This is a genomic window from Streptomyces sp. NPDC055239 (assembly GCF_053606205.1).
Genome location: NZ_JBSGRD010000005.1, coordinates 291,196 through 309,604, shown reverse-complemented (window position 1 = coordinate 309,604; position 18,409 = coordinate 291,196). Strand labels below are relative to the sequence as shown.

General features: G+C 70.7%; 17 protein-coding genes. 12 read left to right on the top strand and 5 right to left on the bottom strand.

Annotated features, from left to right (window positions below; translation table 11 throughout):
* Window positions 1-1,775: DEAD/DEAH box helicase (locus ACWFRJ_RS19615; RefSeq protein ID WP_453531936.1), on the bottom strand; the 1,775-nt coding region annotated here is incomplete at its 3' end.
* A gap of 463 nt (window positions 1,776-2,238) precedes the next feature.
* Between ACWFRJ_RS19615 and ACWFRJ_RS19610 the strand changes: the two genes are divergently transcribed.
* Window positions 2,239-2,976 carry a ferritin-like fold-containing protein gene (locus ACWFRJ_RS19610; RefSeq protein WP_453531933.1) on the top strand — a complete coding sequence of 246 codons (738 nt, stop codon included), beginning with the start codon at window positions 2,239-2,241 and terminating at the stop codon, window positions 2,974-2,976.
* Between the two features lie 125 nt (window positions 2,977-3,101).
* On the opposite strand, the gene ACWFRJ_RS19605 is transcribed toward ACWFRJ_RS19610, so the two are convergent.
* The 4 genes from ACWFRJ_RS19605 to ACWFRJ_RS19590 form a co-directional block, all read right to left on the bottom strand.
* Window positions 3,102-3,374 (bottom strand): hypothetical protein, encoded by a 273-nt coding sequence (locus ACWFRJ_RS19605; protein ID WP_453531930.1) that lies wholly within the window; start codon window positions 3,372-3,374, stop codon window positions 3,102-3,104.
* A gap of 204 nt (window positions 3,375-3,578) precedes the next feature.
* Window positions 3,579-3,806 carry a DUF3107 domain-containing protein gene (locus ACWFRJ_RS19600; RefSeq protein WP_383272662.1) on the bottom strand — a complete coding sequence of 76 codons (228 nt, stop codon included), beginning with the start codon at window positions 3,804-3,806 and terminating at the stop codon, window positions 3,579-3,581.
* Window positions 3,807-3,934: 128 nt separating this feature from the next.
* Window positions 3,935-4,576: a TetR/AcrR family transcriptional regulator gene (locus ACWFRJ_RS19595; protein ID WP_453531927.1), complete on the bottom strand. Its 642-nt coding sequence runs from the start codon at window positions 4,574-4,576 to the stop codon at window positions 3,935-3,937.
* A 144-nt stretch (window positions 4,577-4,720) separates the two neighbouring features.
* Window positions 4,721-4,963, bottom strand: coding sequence for a hypothetical protein (locus ACWFRJ_RS19590; protein ID WP_453531924.1), 243 nt, complete (start codon window positions 4,961-4,963; stop codon window positions 4,721-4,723).
* A 241-nt stretch (window positions 4,964-5,204) separates the two neighbouring features.
* Between ACWFRJ_RS19590 and ACWFRJ_RS19585 the strand changes: the two genes are divergently transcribed.
* From ACWFRJ_RS19585 to ACWFRJ_RS19535, 11 genes are all read left to right on the top strand, one after another.
* Window positions 5,205-6,194, top strand: a complete 990-nt coding sequence (locus ACWFRJ_RS19585) for an alpha/beta fold hydrolase (protein WP_453531921.1) — start codon at window positions 5,205-5,207, stop codon at window positions 6,192-6,194.
* Window positions 6,195-6,202: 8 nt separating this feature from the next.
* Window positions 6,203-7,603: a DUF3152 domain-containing protein gene (locus tag ACWFRJ_RS19580; RefSeq protein WP_453531918.1), complete on the top strand. Its 1,401-nt coding sequence runs from the start codon at window positions 6,203-6,205 to the stop codon at window positions 7,601-7,603.
* A 101-nt stretch (window positions 7,604-7,704) separates the two neighbouring features.
* Window positions 7,705-7,797: an Ms4533A family Cys-rich leader peptide gene (locus ACWFRJ_RS19575; RefSeq protein ID WP_453531915.1), complete on the top strand. Its 93-nt coding sequence runs from the start codon at window positions 7,705-7,707 to the stop codon at window positions 7,795-7,797.
* Window positions 7,798-7,941: 144 nt separating this feature from the next.
* Complete coding sequence (locus tag ACWFRJ_RS19570) at window positions 7,942-9,669, top strand: ABC transporter substrate-binding protein (protein ID WP_453531912.1); 1,728 nt, start codon at window positions 7,942-7,944, stop codon at window positions 9,667-9,669.
* A 20-nt stretch (window positions 9,670-9,689) separates the two neighbouring features.
* A complete protein-coding gene (locus ACWFRJ_RS19565; protein ID WP_453531909.1) occupies window positions 9,690-10,682 on the top strand; it encodes an ABC transporter permease in 993 nt (330 codons plus the stop codon).
* 17 nt (window positions 10,683-10,699) lie between these two features.
* On the top strand, window positions 10,700-11,689 hold the full coding sequence (locus ACWFRJ_RS19560; protein ID WP_453532404.1) for an ABC transporter permease: 990 nt from the start codon (window positions 10,700-10,702) through the stop codon (window positions 11,687-11,689).
* A gap of 13 nt (window positions 11,690-11,702) precedes the next feature.
* On the top strand, window positions 11,703-13,328 hold the full coding sequence (locus ACWFRJ_RS19555) for a dipeptide ABC transporter ATP-binding protein (RefSeq protein WP_453531906.1): 1,626 nt from the start codon (window positions 11,703-11,705) through the stop codon (window positions 13,326-13,328).
* A gap of 201 nt (window positions 13,329-13,529) precedes the next feature.
* Window positions 13,530-15,245, top strand: coding sequence for a DUF3492 domain-containing protein (locus tag ACWFRJ_RS19550; protein WP_453531903.1), 1,716 nt, complete (start codon window positions 13,530-13,532; stop codon window positions 15,243-15,245).
* The gene (locus tag ACWFRJ_RS19545; protein ID WP_453531900.1) at window positions 15,242-16,492 is read left to right on the top strand and encodes a hypothetical protein; all 1,251 of its coding nucleotides are present in this window, start codon (window positions 15,242-15,244) and stop codon (window positions 16,490-16,492) included. The genes ACWFRJ_RS19550 and ACWFRJ_RS19545 overlap by 4 nt, the downstream gene beginning before the upstream one ends.
* A 175-nt stretch (window positions 16,493-16,667) precedes the next feature.
* Window positions 16,668-17,621: an NAD-dependent epimerase/dehydratase family protein gene (locus tag ACWFRJ_RS19540; RefSeq protein WP_453531897.1), complete on the top strand. Its 954-nt coding sequence runs from the start codon at window positions 16,668-16,670 to the stop codon at window positions 17,619-17,621.
* The gene (locus ACWFRJ_RS19535) at window positions 17,609-18,358 is read left to right on the top strand and encodes a spherulation-specific family 4 protein (RefSeq protein WP_453531894.1); all 750 of its coding nucleotides are present in this window, start codon (window positions 17,609-17,611) and stop codon (window positions 18,356-18,358) included. The genes ACWFRJ_RS19540 and ACWFRJ_RS19535 overlap by 13 nt, the downstream gene beginning before the upstream one ends.
* The last annotated feature ends 51 nt before the right edge of the window (window positions 18,359-18,409 follow it).

Below are 18,409 nucleotides of genomic sequence, written 5' to 3'. Positions count from 1 at the left end.
GCGACCTCGACGACGGGCTCCGCGGCCTTGCGCGTACGGCGACGCGGCTTGGTGGCAACGGGCGCTTCCGGCGTCTCCACGGCCTCGACCGTGTCAACGACGGCTTCCGCGGCCTTGCGGGTGCGGCGGCGGGGCTTGGCGGCAGGCGCCTCGACCTCGGCCTCAGCGGCAGTGGCTTCGGCGACCTCGACGACGGGCTCCGCGGCCTTGCGCGTACGGCGACGCGGCTTGGTGGCAACGGGCGCTTCCGGCGTCTCCACGGCCTCGACCGTGTCGACGACAGCCTCCGCGGCCTCAGAGCCGTTCCGCGTACGGCGACGGCGACGCGGCGTGCGCGGCTCCGTCAGCTCGGCCTCGGGGGCGGGCGCAACGGCAACAGCTGTAGGCGCGGCAGCCTCCGCCACCGCCACGGCCGGCGCCTCCAGCGGCGTACCCGAACGCGTGCGGCGACGCCGACGCGGCGTACGCGCCTCACGCGGCTCGCGCTCCGGCTCGGAAGCGTGCCCACGGTCACGGTCACGGCCGCCGTCGCGGTCACGGCCGCCACGATCGCGGTCCCGCCCGCGTGAGCCACCCTTGCCGCCCGTCTCGCCGAGGTCCTCGACCTGCTCGGCGCGGAGCCCGGCACGGGTCCGCTCGGCACGCGGCAGCACACCCTTCGTGCCCGCCGGGATGCTCAGCTCCTCGTACAGGTGAGGAGAGCTCGAGTACGTCTCGACCGGGTCGGCGAGGCCGAGGTTCAGCGCCTTGTTGATCAGCTGCCAGCGCGGGATGTCGTCCCAGTCGACCAGCGTGATCGCGATGCCCTTGGCGCCCGCGCGGCCCGTACGGCCGATGCGGTGCAGGTACGTCTTCTCGTCCTCGGGGGACTGGTAGTTGATGACGTGCGTGACGCCACCGACGTCGATGCCGCGCGCCGCGACGTCCGTGCAGACGAGCACGTCCACCTTGCCGTTGCGGAACGCGCGCAGCGCCTGCTCGCGGGCGCCCTGGCCGAGGTCACCGTGTACGGCGCCCGAGGCGAAGCCGCGCTTCTCGAGCTGCTCGGCGATGTCGGCGGCGGTCCGCTTCGTACGGCAGAAGATCATCGCGAGTCCGCGGCCGTCGGCCTGCAGGATGCGCGAGACCATCTCGGGCTTGTCCATGTTGTGCGCGCGGTACACGTGCTGCTTCGTGTTCGCGACGGTCTGGCCCTCGTCGTCCGGCGCGGTGGCGCGGATGTGCGTGGGCTGCGACATGTAGCGACGGGCCAGGCCGATGACCGCGCCCGGCATGGTCGCCGAGAAGAGCATCGTCTGACGCTTCGGCGGCAGCATGTTGATGATCCGCTCGACGTCGGGCAGGAAGCCCAGGTCGAGCATCTCGTCGGCCTCGTCGAGCACCAGGCACTTGATGTGCTTGAGATTGAGCTTCTTCTGGCCCGCGAGGTCGAGAAGACGACCCGGCGTGCCGACGACGATGTCGATGCCCTTCTTGAGGGCCTCGACCTGCGGCTCGTACGCACGGCCGCCGTATATGGCGAGGACGCGTACGTTCCGCGCCTTGCCGGCGGTCAGGAGGTCGTTCGTGACCTGCTGGCACAGCTCGCGAGTGGGGACGACGATGAGGGCCTGCGGGGCGTCGGTCAGCTGCTCGGGCTTGGCCCGGCCCGCCTCGACGTCCGCGGGGACGGTGACGCGCTCAAGGAGCGGCAGTCCGAAGCCGAGCGTCTTGCCGGTGCCGGTCTTGGCCTGGCCGATGACGTCGGAGCCGGAGAGCGCTACGGGCAGCGTCATCTCTTGGATGGGGAAAGGGCTGATGATGCCGACGGCCTCAAGGGCCTCGGCCGTCTCGGAGAGAATTCCGAGATCGCGGAAAGTCGTAGTCAGGGCATTGCCTCTTCTGTGAGACGCGGCCCGAGGCGAACGCTGGGGGTCGTGACCGTGCCACTACCGCCGGCTGCTTGGGGGGCGGGGCCGGGGGCGCGGGACCACTGCCTGCGCTCGAGCGCTCGTACCGCTGAGGTTCCCTCATCGTGCCGTCCGCACTTCGCGGGCCGCCTGGAGGGCTGTCGGGTCGGAGCCGATCGGGCCTCCGACCGGGCATCCTCATTCGTACGGCCCGACGAATATTCGACAGGCGCATTACCACTGTACCCCGGAATCTCGCAGCCGTGTCTGACGAATAAGTCACGTAGTCGTCGTCACAGTCACTGACCAGGCCCTTACGCGTTGCTGCGAGCGGGCTATTGTGCGGTTTATGGAGACGCCTGACACCGCCGCTGACACACCTGCCGAACCCACCGGAATCGCCGCCCAGGACTGGAAGACCGCCGCCGACGAGCCGCACTACCGCGCCGCGGTCGTGGATCTGCTCGGAGCGCTCGCCTATGGAGAGCTCGCGGCATTCGAGCGGCTTGCGGAGGACGCGAAGCTGGCGCCGACGCTCGGCGACAAGGCCGAGCTGGCGAAGATGGCGTCGGCGGAGTTCCACCACTTCGAGCGGTTGCGGGACCGGCTCTCGGAGATCGGCGCGGACGCCACCGAGGCGATGGACCCCTTCGTCGAGGCCCTTGACGGCTTCCACCGGCAGACGGCGCCCTCCGACTGGCTGGAGGGCCTGGTCAAGGCGTACGTGGGCGACTCGATCGCCAGTGACTTCTACCGCGAGGTCGCGGCGCGGCTCGACGTCGACACCCGCCGTCTCGTCCTCGGTGTGCTCGACGACACGGGGCACGCGAGCTTCGCGATCGAGAAGGTGCGCGCCGCGATCGATGCGGACCCGCGTGTGGGCGGGCGGCTCGCGCTGTGGGCGCGGCGTCTTATGGGCGAGGCGCTTTCGCAGTCGCAGCGGGTCGTCGCCGACAGGGATGCCCTGTCGACCATGCTGGTCGGGGGCGTCGCCGATGGCTTCGACCTCGCGGAGGTCGGGCGGATGTTCTCCCGGATCACTGAGGCGCACACGAAGCGGATGGCCGCACTGGGGCTCGCCGCGTAGTCGCTGGGGCTCCGGGGGGGGCGGGTTCGGGGTACGGGGGCTGGGGGCGTCAGTTTTCACCCGCGGGTGCGTCGTGGCTGAGCGCGCAGTTCCCCGCGCCCCTTCGGGCGCGGTCCCTCCGCCCCCTACGCCGTCGCTGAGCGACGGCGCAGGCGGCTGCGGGTGGGGCGGATCAGGAGTGAGAGCAGGGCCGCTGCCACCGCTACGGCGCCTACGAGTGTGGCGGGTGTGTGGCCGGCGCCGAGGGCCATGTGCGTGACGAAGGAGCCGATCACGCCGCCCGCGGCCCCGGTCGACAGGACCAGGTTCCGTGCGGGGAGCCGGTGGGCCAGTCGGTGGGCCGTGGCCCATGCCAGGGCGAAACCGAGCAGTGCAGAGCCGAGTGCTTCCAGAATCACAGGGTGTCCCTCCCTCGCGGCCAGGTGCAAAACGGTCGTAGCCGGTCTTACCCCTGGCAGCCGGAATGCAATCCTCCAGAGCCTCCGCGTCTCCGTGTCTCTCCGCGCCCGACGTGCGCGAGGCGCGTCAACACACGAGAACGGCCCGGTGGTTGTGACCACCGGGCCGTTCTCGTTGTTCGTCCTGCGTGCAGCGCCCGTGAACTACAGGGCGCTGAAGCCCACCTTGCGCGCGGTCGGCTCGCCGAGCTCGACGTACGCGAGGCGGTCGGCCGGAACCAGGACCTTGCGGCCGTGGTCGTCCACGAGGCTCAGCAGCGGCGACTTGCCGGTCAGCGCCTCGGACACCGCGTGCTCGACTTCCTCGGCACTCTGAGTGCTCTCGAGCACGATCTCGCGGGGCGCGTACTGCACGCCGATCTTGACCTCCACGGCTTTGTCCCTCCGACGGTCAGTGAGGTGCGCGGGCGTCCGCGCCGTACTCAGCACACATTAGCCCGGTGAGGCGACGCTCATGCTTCCGCCGCCGCACGCCAGTAGCGAACAGAGATCGGGAATTCTCAGTGACCGTCCAGGCCGTGCAGCGGGAAGCCCGCGATACCGCGCCAGGCCAGCGAGGTGAGCAGTTCCACCGCCTTCTCGCGCGGGACCGTGCTGCCGCTGGCGAGCCAGTACCTGGCGACCACCTGCGAGTAGCCGCCGAGGCCCACCGCGAGCAGCATCGCCTCGTCACGGGGCAGCCCCGTGTCCTCGGCGATCACCTCGCAGATCGCTTCCGCGCACTGGAGCGTGACCCGGTCCACGCGCTCGCGGACCGCGGCCTCGTTCGTCAGGTCGGACTCGAAGACGAGGCGGAAGGCACCGCCCTCGTCCTCCACGTACGCGAAGTAGGCGTCCATCGTGGCCGCGACCCGCAGCTTGTTGTCCGACGTGGACGCGAGCGCCGTACGGACGGACTGCAGCAGTGATTCGCAGTGCTGGTCGAGCAGAGCGAGGTACAGGTCGAGCTTTCCGGGGAAGTGCTGGTAGAGCACCGGCTTGCTGACTCCGGCACGCTCGGCGATGTCGTCCATCGCAGCCGCGTGGTAACCCTGCGCGACGAAGACCTCCTGTGCCGCGCCCAGCAACTGATTGCGTCGGGCACGACGCGGCAGGCGTGTGCCCCGTGGGCGCGCTGCCTCTGTCTGCTCGATGGCTGTCACGCCGCCTCCCATGATCGTGAATGTGCGGTGTGCGCCGCGCGGCCATCGTACTTTTCGGTAACCCTGATGTGCGCGGTACGAGCGGAGAATTTCACGGACTGGATGACCGCGAAACCCGTGCGTAGCAGGGCAAACACGGGCAGCTCAGCGATAGTCGTCTTCGTCGATGCTGACGACGCGGGCCTGTTCGGCCAGGTCCGCCTCGTTGGCCGCGTCCGTGTCCGCGCCCTCCAAGGAGTCGTCCCGGCTCGGCGCGAGGTCGGTGTGCTGCTCCGCGGCATCGGCCTCAGGTGCCTCGGCGCTGATCTCGCCGATGCCGGTGATGTCGGTGTTGCCGGTGGTCTCTTCGGTCTGGAAGGTCTCGGGGTCGGACGGGTCGACGGTCATCGTGGCTCTCTTCCCTACGGAGTCCCTTGCGGACTAGTGGTGCGAGTGCCCTGTGCGCCCTCTTCTATGAGCGTGCGCCCTCTTTTATGAGCCTAGGAGACCTCCGCACCAGGCGCTACGTGATCTCCGGGCGCCGTCGTCGCGATGCGTGACGGCGAATTCGGGATCCGTGACCATGAATATCAGGATCTGTGACTGCGAACACATGAACCACGGTGTGATCGTCTCGTAACATTGCCGCATGTCTTCGACCGAGCTGCCGAACCTGATCGCCGCCTCCGTCGCCCCGAAACCGGGTGCCGTCGGGGTCGCGCCGGGCGAGCGGCTCGACTCGGTCACCCTCCCCGGGCTCACGCTCTCGGTGCGTTCCAGACCGCCGGTCCGCGAAGGTCTGCCGCCCGCGCTGTACGTGCACGGGCTCGGCGGGTCCTCGCAGAACTGGTCGGCCCTGATGCCGCTGCTCGAGGACGTCGTCGACTGTGCGGCGATCGACCTGCCGGGGTTCGGCGACTCGCCGCCGCCGGACGACGGCAACTACTCGATCACGGGGCACGCGCGCGCGGTCATCCGTTATCTGGACGCCCGCGATGACGGGCCAGTGCATCTGATCGCCAACTCGCTGGGCGGCGCGGTCACCACGCGCGTGGCCGCCGTCCGCCCCGACCTGGTCCGCACCCTGACACTGATCTCGCCCGCGCTCCCGGAGCTCCGGGTGCAGCGCACGGCACTGCCGACCGGGCTCCTCGCGGTGCCCGGCGTCGCGAGCCTGTTCACCCGGCTCACCAAGGACTGGACGGCCGAGCAGCGGGTCAGCGGCGTCATGGCACTCTGTTACGGCGACCCGGGCCGGGTCTCGCCCGAGGGGTACAGCGCGGCCGTGCGGGAGATGGAGCGCAGGCTCGCTCTGCCGTACATGTGGGATGCGATGGCCCGCTCGGCGCGTGGCATCGTGAACGCGTACACCATGGGCGGGCAGCAGGGTCTTTGGCGCCAGGCGGAGCGGGTGCTCGCGCCGACGCTGCTGATCTACGGCGGCCGGGATCTGCTCGTCTCGTACCGTATGGCGCGCAAGGCCGCTGCCGCGTTCCGTGACTCACGATTGCTCACGTTGCCTGACGCGGGGCATGTGGCGATGATGGAGTATCCGGATACGGTGGCCACGGCAATCCGCGAACTCCTCGCGGACACAGGAGAGTTGAATGCATCCGGCCAGTCGAGCTCGGGGAGCTGAGGCGGCGAGTGGGACGTCATAGCCGCCGAGGTTCGGTCGACCTCGAAGACAACACGGGCAGTACGGACACTGCCGGCATACCGTCACCGCAGGGCGCACGCCCGCCAGCTCCCGGCACGGGGCGCCGCAGACGCGCCCCGGGGGACGGCGGCACGCCCCCGCACGGGGTCCCACAGGCGACCCCACCGCACGGAGTCCCGCAGGCCACACCTCCGCGCGGCGCGCCGCACGTCCGTGGCGGGCACCCCGAGCAGCGTGAGTCGGGCGGGGCCTGGGGATCCGGGCCCCGGACCGCGCCACCCCGCGTGCCGGGGCCCCGTCGCGACTACGTGGACGCGTTCGGCGACGATTTCCCCGAAGAAGACCTCTTCGCGACCGGTGCGACCCGGGTCGCACCCGCCCCGACCGGCGCCCCGACCAGCGTTCCGACAGGCATCCCGCCCCGTGACCCGTACGCCTCCGTCACCGACTGGGACCGCGCGGTCGACGAGGACGAGGAAGCCCACGGAGGGCTCTGGTCCGAAGGCGCGGGAGGGTCCGAAGGGGCCGACGGCCCCGGCGTCATCGCGGACGACCAGGACGACGAAGGCAAGGGCGGCAAGACCGGCGGCGGCAGGGGCCGCACCTTCACCGGGATAGCCGCCGCCGCTGTCACCACCGTCCTCGCGGTCGTCGTGGCCGGCCAAGTGGCCGACGGCGCGAAGGACTCCGCTCCCCGTACGCAGGCCGCCAAGGGTCAGGACGACCGTGCCGCGGCCGATGACGCGTCCCGCTCGGACGACCGGCCCACGCCCGCGGAGTCCGCCCCGGCGACGTACGAGACGAAGATGGCCAAGAAGTACCCGCTCGACGCCAAGCTCACGGCGTCCGGTGACTTCGACGCGATGACCGGGTTCGACAAGGCGCCCGGCAAGGGGCAGAAGTTCCGCTACCGCGTCGACGTCGAGAAGGGCATGGGTCTGGACGGCGAGCTGTTCGCGACGGCCGTGCAGAAGACCCTGAACGACGACCGGAGCTGGGCGCACAACGGAGGCCGGACCTTCGAGCGGATCTCTTCGGGGAAGCCCGATTTCGTCATCACGCTCGCCAGCCCCGGGACGACCGGGAAATGGTGCGCGAAATCCGGGCTCGACACCCTTCAGCAGAACGTCTCCTGTGACTCCGCGGCCACGGACCGCGTCATGATCAACGCCTATCGGTGGGCGCAGGGCGCCAAGACCTACGGCGACCGCATCCACCCGTACCGGCAGATGCTGATCAACCACGAGGTCGGCCACCGGCTCGGCTTCAATCACACGGACTGCACGAAGGACGGCGAGCTCGCGCCCGTCATGCAGCAGCAGACGAAGTTCCTCAATCACGACGGAATCAAGTGCAAGGCCAACCCTTGGGCCTTTCCGAAGAGTTGAGAGAGCCTGGCCAGGGGGATTGACCACGCGGTGAGCGCTCCGTGCTCACCGCGTGTTCGACGGCTTTGACATCCGCCGAAAGTTCGTTCATATTTCTCCGCATGTCGCATCGTCACGCCTCCTCGCGCGCCGCCCTTGAGCTGGCGCTCTTTGGCGTGACCGCGCTCTGCGTGTCCGACATTCACTGTTGCTGACGCCCGCCCCTGGCGTGTGCGTCGCTTTCTCTCCGGACCCTCTGCACCCACTGCACCCTCTGCGGTCCTGACTGACCCTTTTCGGCGACCCCGGGGCGAGCTCTGCTCTCTTCCCCTGCTTGCTTCTCCGAGAGGTCCCTTCCCATGCGTCAACCGTCCGTCATAGCCCGCCGCGTGGCAGCGGCATCCGTCAGCCTGGTCCTGGCAGCGGGCGCCGCCGCCTGCGCGGGCCCCGAGGACAACGACGCCGGGAGCGGCGGCGCCGAGGGCAAGCCCGCCAAGGGCGGCACCCTCACCGTCCTCAACAGCCAGCCGCAGGTCGACTTCGACCCGGCGCGGCTCTACACCTCCGGCGGCGGCAACGTCCCCTCGCTCGTCTTCCGCACGCTGACCACCCGCAACCGCGAGGACGGCGCCAAGGGCTCGGAGGTCGTGCCCGACCTCGCCACGGACCTCGGCAAGTCGAGCAAGAACGCCACGGTGTGGACGTACACCCTCAAGAAGGGCCTCAAGTACGAGGACGGTTCGGCGATCACGTCCGCCGACATCAAGTACGGCATCGAGCGCTCCTTCGCCGGTGAACTCTCCGGTGGCGCACCCTACTTGAGGGACTGGCTGATCGGTGGCGACAAGTACGCGGGACCGTACAAGGACAAGAGCGGCAAGGGTCTTGAGTCGATCGAGACGCCCGACGAGCGGACCATCGTCTTCCACCTGAACAAGCCCGAGGGCGAATTCCCCTATCTGGCGACGCAGACGCAGTTCACGCCCGTCCCCAAGAGCAAGGACAAGGGCACGAAGTACGAGGAGCACCCCGTCTCGTCCGGCCCGTACAAGGTCGTCAAGAACGAGAACGACGGCGAGCGCCTCACTCTGGAGCGCAACCCGCACTGGTCGGCGAAGACCGACCCCGAGCGCAAGGCCTACCCGGACAAGATCGACGTGCGGTCCGGCCTCAACTCCTCCGTCATCAACCAGCGGCTCTCGGCGGGCCAGGGCACGGACGCCGCCGCCGTGACCACCGACACGAACCTCGGCCCCGCCGAGCTCGCCAAGGTCAGCGGCGACAAGGCGCTTGCCTCGCGGGTGGGCACCGGGCACTTCGGATACACGAACTACCTCGCCTTCAACCCGAAGGTGAAGCCGTTCGACGACCCGAAGGTGCGCCAGGCCATCTCGTACGCGGTCGACCGTTCGTCCGTCGTGAACGCCGCCGGCGGCTCGTCGCTCGCCGAGCCCGCGACGACGTACCTGCCGAACCAGAAGTCCTTCGGATACACGAAGTACGACCACTTCCCGGCGGGCAAGTCCGGCAACGCGAAGAAGGCCAAGGAGCTTCTTAAAGAAGCCGGTCACAAGGACGGGCTCACCATCACGCTGACCCACTCCAACGCCAAGGACTTCGAGACGAGCCCGGAGATCGCCACCGCGATCCAGGACGCCCTGAAGAAGGCCGGGATCACGGTCAAGCTGGAGGGCCTCGAGGACAACGACTACAAGGACAAGGTCCACAGCGCCAAGACCGAGCCGGGTCTCTTCCTCGCCCACTGGGGTGCCGACTGGCCCTCCGGCGGTCCCTTCCTCGCCCCGATCTTCGACGGTCGGCAGATCGTGAAGGACGGCGCCAACTTCAACACCGGCTTCCTGAACGACAAGTCCGTCAACAACGAGATCGACGAGATCAACAAGCTCACCGACCTCGACGCGGCGGCGAAGCGCTGGGGCGCACTCGACAAGAAGATCGGCGAGCAGGCCCTGACCGTGCCGCTCTTCCACCCGGTCTACAAGCGCCTGTACGGCAAGGACGCGAAGAACATCGTGATCAGCGACTGGACGGGTGTCCTGGACATCTCCCAGGTCGCGGTCAAGTAAGGGCTACTGGTCACATCACCATGAGCGAGGCCCTTCTGGCCTCGGAAGCGGGGACGGGCGTCACGGCGCCCGCCCCGGCTTCCGGTGCCCGTCAGTTCTGGCGGCGGCTGCGTACGCAGCGCGCCGCCCTCGTCGCGGCGGCCGTCGTCGCGCTGCTCGTCCTGGTCGCGCTCGCCGCGCCGCTGCTCACCGCCATCGAGGGCCAGGACCCCAGTACGTACCACCCCGACCTCATCGACTCCGGGCGCGGCGGCGTGCCCATCGGTTCGTTCGGCGGGATGAGCGCCGAGCACTGGCTCGGCGTCGAACCGCAGACCGGGCGCGACCTGTTCGCCCGTCTCGTCTACGGCGCGCGGGTCTCCCTCGGCGTCGCGCTCGCCGCGACCCTCGTGCAGGTGGCGCTCGGTGTCACCATCGGCATCGCGGCAGGACTCGGCAACCGCTGGGTCGACCAGGTGCTCAGCCGCGCCACCGACGTCATCGTCGCCATGCCGCTGATGGTCCTCTCGCTCGCCCTGATGGCGATCGTGCCAAGCGGTTTCCCGCGCCCTGTCCTCGTCGCCCTGGTCATCGGGCTCGTCGCCTGGGGCAGTACGGCCAAGATCGTGCGCGCGCAGACCATCACCCTCAAGGAGCTCGACTACGTGGCCGCCGCCCGGCTCAGCGGCTGGAGCACCTGGCGCATCGCGCGCCGCGAACTCCTGCCGGGGCTCGCCGCCCCTGTCATCACGTACGCGGCGCTGCTCGTCCCGTTGAACATCACGGTCGAGGCGGCGCTCTCCTTCCTCGGCGTCGGCGTCAAACCGCCGACCGCGTCCTGGGGACAGATGCTGACCTCGGCCGACATCTGGTACCAAGCCGCGCCGCAGTACCTACTGCTGCCCGCGGGGGCGCTGTTCGTGACGGTGCTCTCGCTGACCGTCCTGGGTGACGGCGTGCGGACCGCGCTCGATCCGCGGGCCGCGTCGCGGCTGCGCGTCGGGACCGGGAAGAAGCGGGAGGGCAAGGCATGACAGGCCTTCTGCACGGCATGACCGGCTTCCTCCTGAGGCGTGCGGTGGGCGCCCTCGTCACGCTGCTCGCCATCTCCGTGATCATCTACGCGGTCTTCTACGTGGCTCCCGGCGACGTCGCCCAGATCACCTGCGGCCCGCGCTGCTCACCGGCTCAAGTGGCCCAGGTGACCGAGCAATTGCGGCTCGACGACCCGGTGTACGTCCGCTACTGGGACTTCCTCCAAGGCATCTTCGTCGGCCACGACTACTCGACGGGCACGGGCGTGGAGCACTGCGACGCCCCCTGCCTCGGGCTCTCCTACCAGAGCGACCAGCAGGTCACCCAGCTGATCGTGACGAAGCTGCCGGTCACCGGGTCGCTCGCGCTGGGCGCCATGGTGATGTGGCTGATCCTCGGCGTCGGCACCGGCGTCCTGTCCGCCTGGCGGCGCGGGCGCGTCACCGAGCGCGTCCTGACCGCCGTCACGCTCGCGGGCACGGCCACGCCCGTCTTCGTCATCGGTCTCCTCCTGATGATCGTGGTCTGCGGCCAGCTGAACCTGCTGCCCTTCCCGCAGTACGTACCGTTCACCGACGACCCTCAGCAGTGGGCGTGGAACCTGCTCCTGCCCTGGCTGTCCCTCGCGCTGATCGAGGCCGCCAAGTACGCGCGCCTCACCCGCGCCTCGATGCTGGAGACCCTCGCCGACGACCATGTGCGGACGTTTCGCGCGTACGGCGTCGGAGAGCGTTCGATCATCGGCAAGCACGCCCTGCGGGGCGCGTTCGCCCCGGTCATCGCGATGAGCGCCAACGACTTCGGGTCGATGTTCGGCGGCGCCGTGCTCAGCGAGACGCTCTTCGGCCTGCCGGGCATGGGGCGCGAACTCGTGCACGCGGTCAAGGTCGTCGATCTGCCGGTCGTGGTCGGCATGGTCCTGGTGACGGGCTTCTTCGTAGTGCTCGCCAACGCCGTCGCGGATGTCCTCTACGCGGTGGCCGACCGAAGGGTGGTCCTGTCATGAGCGTGGTCCTTTCATGAGCGCGGCCCAGAGCCTCGTCCAAGTGACCGACCTGGTGGTCGACTTCGGTGACACGCGCGCCGTCGACCGGCTCTCCTTCACGCTGGAGAAGGGCGCCGCGCTCGGCCTCGTCGGCGAGTCGGGGTCCGGCAAGAGCACGGTGGCCTCCGCGCTGCTCGGACTCCACCGGGGCACCGGCGCGAACGTCGGCGGATCCGTTCTGGTCGGCGGCATCGACGTACAGGAAGCGTCCGGTGAGGAGTTGCGGCGCCTGCGGGGCGGGAAGGCGGCGATGGTCTTCCAGGATCCGCTGTCGTCCCTCGACCCGTACTACGCGGTGGGAGATCAGATCGCGGAGGTCTACCGCGTGCACACCGGGGCCTCGCGCAGGGCGGCACGCGCGCGTGGCGTCGAAGTGCTCGACCGGGTGGGCATTCCGGACGCCGTACGCAGGGCGCGGTCCCGGCCGCACGAGTTCAGCGGCGGGATGCGGCAGCGCGCGCTCATCGCCATGGCCCTCGCCTGCGAGCCCGAGCTTCTGATCGCCGACGAGCCGACGACCGCCCTTGACGTCACCGTGCAGGCACAGATCCTCGACCTGCTGCACGGGCTGCGGGCCGAGACCGGGATGGGCCTGCTCCTGGTCACGCACGACGTGGGCGTCGCGGCGGAGAGCGTCGACGACGTCCTGGTCATGCGGTACGGCAGGTCCGTCGAGCGGGGTCCCGTGCGGGAGGTTCTCGGCGCGCCCGCGGAGGAGTACACGCGGGAGCTGCTCGGAGCCGTGCCCCGGGTTGACTCGCCCCGCGAGGCGGCATCGCGTGCGCAGGGCGACGTCGTCCTCGAAGCGGTCGGTCTGCGGAAGGAGTTCGGGCGCGGGAAGCGTGCGTTCGCCGCCGTGGACGACGTGTCGCTCACGGTCCGCCGGGGCGAGACGCTCGGGGTCGTGGGGGAGAGCGGCAGCGGCAAGACGACGCTCGGCCGGATGCTGGTGGGGCTCCTCGATCCTTCGGCGGGGGAGATCCGGCACGGGGGCGGGTCGGCATCGGCATCGGCATCGGCCGACGGGACGCGGGCCGGGGTGCAGATGGTGTTCCAGGACCCCGTCTCCTCGCTCAATCCGCGCCGCAGCATCGGGGAGTCCATCGCCGATCCGCTGCGCGCGCGGGGTGAGCGCGACGACTCCGCCGTGCGCGCACGCGTCAGCGGCCTCATGGAGCGCGTCGGGCTCGATCCGGCGTACTACGGGCGCTATCCGCACGAGTTCAGCGGCGGCCAGCGTCAGCGCGTCGGGATCGCGCGTGCCCTCGCGGCCGACCCCCGGGTCATCGTGTGCGACGAGCCGGTCTCGGCGCTCGACGTGACGACGCAGGCGCAAGTGACCGCGCTCCTCGCCGAACTGCAGAAGGAGCACGGGCTCGCCCTCGTCTTCATCGCGCACGACCTCGCGGTGGTACGCCAGGTCAGCGACCGGGTCGCCGTGATGCGGCAAGGGCGCATCGTCGAGCAGGGAACGGTCGACGAGGTGTACGGAGCGCCGCAACAGGCGTACACCAAACAGCTGTTGGCGGCCGTGCCCGCGCTCGACCCGGAGGCCGCGGCACAGCGCCGTACGGCCCGCAGGGAGCTGGCCGCAGCTTAACGCTCCGTAGCGAAAGAGCGCTCTCCTGATGTCATAGCGCGACAGAACGCTACCGGCACGGGAAAGTTACGGCCGTTCACCCCTTTTGGTGGCGTGATGGACAACCGTCCATCACGCCACCGGCATGTCCGCATACGTTCGTCCCGCTGCGAGCCGCTGGTTCAACGGCGGCTCTCCATATGGGAGATCGGGGGTGTACGCGTGCGCATCGGACTGCTTACGGAGGGTGGCTATCCGTATGTGAGCGGTGACGCCAGGCTCTGGTGCGACCGGCTCGTGCGCGGGCTCGGGCAGCACGAATTCGACATCTACGCACTCAGCCGCAGCGAGCGGCAGGAGGCGCAGGGCTGGATCGAACTGCCGCCCCAGGTGAGTCGGGTGCTGACGGCGCCCCTGTGGATGATCGACGACGAAGCGGCCTTCGGGGCCGGGTACGGACGGCGGGCGCGGCGGCGCTTCGCGGAGTGCTTCGGTGAACTTGCCGCGGTGGTCGCCGGGGACTCCGGCGCGCTGGCGGACCGTTTCAGCAGTGCGCTTTACGGCCTCGCCGAACTCGCAAGGGACGAAGGCGGCCTCGTCGCCGCACTGCGCTCCGAAGGAGCCGTGCGCGCCCTGGAGCGCGCGTGCCGCGCGCCGGGCGCACTCCGTGCGGCGCGCACCGCACGGGTCCCCGACCTGCTCGCCGTGGCCGGCCACCTGGAGCGCGCCCTTCGGCCGCTCTCCCTCGACTGGTACGGGGACGACGGCCTCGGCGCGGTGGACCTGTGCCACGCCACGTCCGGCGGCCCGGCGGCGCTCCCCGGTCTCCTCGCCAAGCACTTCTCCGGAGTGCCGCTCGTGGTCACCGAGTACGGCGTACAACTGCGCGCGCACTACCTCGCGACCGGCGACGACGCGCTGAGTGCGCCGGCGCGGGCGCTTCTCACCTCCTTCCACGGCAAACTCGCCGCCGAGGTGTACCGCCAGGCCACGATCATCACCCCCGGCAACACGCACGCCCGCCGCTGGCAGGAGCGGTGCGGAGCCGAGCGGGCGAAGCTGCGCACGGTCTATCCCGGCATGGAGGCGTCCCGCTTCGCCGAGGTCGGCGAGCGCGAGGACCCGGGCGACCCGGACACCCTGCTCTGGGTCGGGCGCATCGAGCCTGCCAAGGACCTGATCTCCCTCCTGCACGCCTTCGCCGAGGTTCGCAAGGAGGAGCCGAAGGCGCGTCTTCGCATCGTCGGTGCCCCCGCGGAAGGCCCGGAGGCGGCCGAGTATCTCGCGCACTGCAGGGCGCTCGCCGCGCAGCTCTTCCCCGATGAGGCGCGGGGCGCGCACGCCGTCGGCGACAACCCCGTGTCCTTCGAGGAGATCGGCGCGCCCGAGGCGCCCGAGCTCGAGGACGCGTACGCCGCGGGCAGCGTCGTCGTCCTTTCGAGCGTCGTCGAGGGCTTTCCGATCAGCCTGGTGGAGGCGATGTTCTGCGGGCGCGCGACGGTCTCCACGGATGTCGGCGCGGTCGTCGAGGTCATCGGCGGCACCGGGCTCGTGGTGCCGCCGCGCAACCCGCGGGCGCTCGCCGAGGCGTGCGTGGCGCTGCTGCGGGACACGGGGCGGCGCGAGCGGCTGGGAGCGGCGGCGCGTGCGCGGGCGCTCGAACTGTTCACCGTTGAGCAGAACGTCGAGGCATTTCGGGGCATTTACCTGGAGATCGTCTCGCACTGCCCGGTGCGCAGAGAGGCGGTCGACGACGCGGGCGAGCCGGTGCCGTTCGGCAATCCGGCGGAGGCGTACCTGCCGGGCAGGTGGGCTGGCGCCGCGGGCGGCGCCGGCGGCGGGGACGTGGAGACGGGTTCGAGTTCGGGCTCGGGGGGTGCGCCCAGCTGGGCGCGGGAGACGGGCCGGCCGGAGCAGCTGAAGGAGGCGGGCGTATGAGCAGGCAGCAGAAGGTGGACGCGCCGCGGGCTCCGACGAGCCCGGGTGGGTGGGACGGGCGGTCGGAGGAGCTGGTCGCCGACGCGGCACTGGTAGGAGAACCTGCTGCTTGGCGGCAGGCGAGTACGGGCACCGGGACCGGCACCAAGCCCGTACGGCGCGGTGGCGTCGATCCGGTGAAGACGCTGATGCACCGGCACCGGGAGCTGTGCGAGCGCGCCGTCGACCCGCTGGAGATCGCCGCCGGACTCGAGGCGCACGGGGTGACCGACAGGACCGCCGCGCGGTTCAGGCACCGGGACGTGTTCGCGCTCGCCGAGGAGATGTACGCGCGCGTGCCGCGCGACGAGGAGGAGCGCGGCGCCCCTGTGGCGCTGCCCTCGACAGAGGACCCCCAACTGCCCGCCGGATGGGCGCTGCTCGCCCTGCTGCCGGGTGTGGTGTGCGGGCTCGCGGCCGTGGGGCTCGAACTGAGCGAGGGGCGTGCGCGGCTCGCGGTGGGGCTCGGCGGAGCGCTCGCCGTCGCCGTCGCGCTGCGGATGGCTCTTCGGTACGGCCCGCTGCGCTGTGCGCGCGAGGTCATGCGGGGCACGCGCGCGTGGGTGTGTCTTCTCGTCGCGTACGCCCTCTTCGGAGACGGGCTGTTGCGGGCCGCCGTCTCCGGTGGACCCGATGGCCCCTGGGCGCCGTCGATCGCTGCCGCCCTCGGGCTCTCGCTCGCCGTCGCGCCCGCGCTGTGGTGCGTGCGGCTGTTCGCCGTGGGGGCCCGAAAGCGGCTGTCGCTCAGCCGGGGCCTCGCCGAATTCACCTCCGCAGTAAGGCCGTTGCTCCTGGGTGTGGTCGCGCTGTACCTCTGCGCCCTGGGAGGCCTGCTCGTGGGGTCCGGGGCCGTCTACGGCGTCCAGGCCTCCGCCGGTGCCTCTGCTTCTGCCGGTGTCTGCGCCGGTGCCGGGGCGCTCGGCGCGCTGCTGCTGCTTTCGCGGCTCCTCTCCTCGTACGGGTTCATGCGTGCGCCCCTGCTGATGCTGGGGGCCGCCGGAGCCGTGGAGGTGGGCTCGATCGCCTGCGTGTTCGCCGGGCGCCTGCCCGGGTTCTCGTGGCTCGCGGTCCCGGTGGAGGGGGCGGTCAGGGCCTGGGGGCCCGGTGTCGTACCCGTCGTCGCGTGTGGCGCCGCCGCGGGCGTGCTGTTGCTCCACTCCCTGCGCGTGCTCAGCCGGGCCTCCGCGCATGCGGGCGGGGCGCCTTGAGCGTTCCCGCCCGCCCCACTCAGCCTCACTCCGCTCCACCTCACTCCACTCCGGACACTTTCTCTCCCGCGGGGCCGACACCGCGGGCCTTACCCCGTGATTTACGGCAACCCCCTGAAGGAGAACGCCAGATGAGCACCCTCAGCATCCGAGAATCCGACCCGGGAGCCGCCCGATGAGGGTGCTGCTGATCGGAGCCAACGGATATCTCGGCCGGTTCGTCGCCGACCGGCTGCTCGCCGACCCGGCGGTGCAGCTCACCGCGCTCGGCCGCGGCGACGACTCGGACGTACGGTTCGACCTCGCGAGCGGCAGCCCCGGCGCGCTCACCCGCTTCCTGGACGCCGTGCACCCGGGCGTCGTCATCAACTGCGCCGGTGCCACCCGTGGCGGCGCCCGCGAGCTGACCCGGCACAACACCGTCGCCGTCGCCACGGTCTGCGAGGCCCTGCGGCGCAGCGGATGCGGGGCGCGCCTCGTGCAGCTGGGGTGCGCCGCGGAGTACGGGCCGAGCCAGCCGGGGTCCTCCACCGCGGAGGACGCCGTGCCCAGGCCCGGCGGACCGTACGGAGTCAGCAAGCTTGCCGCCACCGAGCTGGTGCTCGGGTCCGGCCTCGACGCCGTCGTCCTGCGGGTGTTCTCGCCCGCGGGGCCCGGCACCCCGGCCGGATCGCCGCTCGGGCGGCTCGCCGAGGCCATGCGCCGCGCCATGCAGGCCGGTGACGGCGAGCTCAAGCTCGGCGGCCTCGGTGTGCAGCGGGACTTCATCGACGTACGCGACGTGGCGCGCGCCGTGCACGCCGCCTCGCTCTCCGCGGCCCAGGGGGTCGTGAACATCGGCGCTGGCCGGGCGGTGCGGCTGCGTGACGCGGCGGCCGTCCTCGCGCGCGTCGCCGGGTACGGCGGAGCCCTGCACGAGCTCGACCAAGGCGCCCTGCGGCAATCCATCGGGCACCCGCGCTCCGAATCCGACCACGGGAGCCCGGCCGCCTACCCCTATCCCGACGGGTGCGGCAGCTGGCAGCAGGCCGACGTGCGCACCGCGCGCGACCGGCTCGGCTGGCGCCCTCGCATCAACCTCGAAGAATCACTCGCCGACATCTGGATGGAGGCGGCATGCCGCATCTGACCAGCACAGCCACAGGCACCGCGCACACCGACGTACGTCTCGGCTTCGGTATCCCGGGCTTCGCGCACCCCCTCGTCGCGCCCGCCGAATGGTCCGAACTCACCCGTCCGGGAGCCCCCTTGCACTGGGTCGTCCTGAACGTGAGCAGGGGTCCTGGGGAGCGGCCCGACCCGCACTGCCTGGAGGCGGCGGGGCGGCTGCGGAACGCGGGCGTGCGCGTTCTCGGTCACCTCGACGCGATGTACGGAGCGCGCAGCTTCGGAGAGCTCGTCTCCGACGCGCACCGCTACCTCGACTGGTACCAGGTCGACGGCTTCTCGCTGGACCGCTGTCCCACGGAGCGGGCATCGCTCCCTGAGGTGCGCAGGACGGTCACGACCCTGCGCGCGCTCTGCGACGGCGCGCACATCGTCCTGGGGCACGGCACCCACCCGTATCCCGGGTACGCCGAATCCGCCGACCAGTTGGTGACCTTCTCGGGGCCCTGGAGCGATTACCGCTGGTCACAGGTGGCCGAGTGGACCGCCGACTACCCGCCCGAGCGCTTCTGCCACTTCGTGCACGGCATGCCGCGCGGCCACCTCGACGAGGCGCTGCGCATCGCACGCTGGCAGGGCGCGTCGACGATCTACTTCACCGACCGCGTGGACAGCGGCGGAGCGGACGACCCGTGGGAGTCGATGCCCGGCTACTGGGACGAAATCGTCTCGCGCATCGGAACGGGTGTCTCGGAATGAAGAGGGGCGTGGCAGTGTTACGGAGAGAACCACCGATCCGAAATACCGACC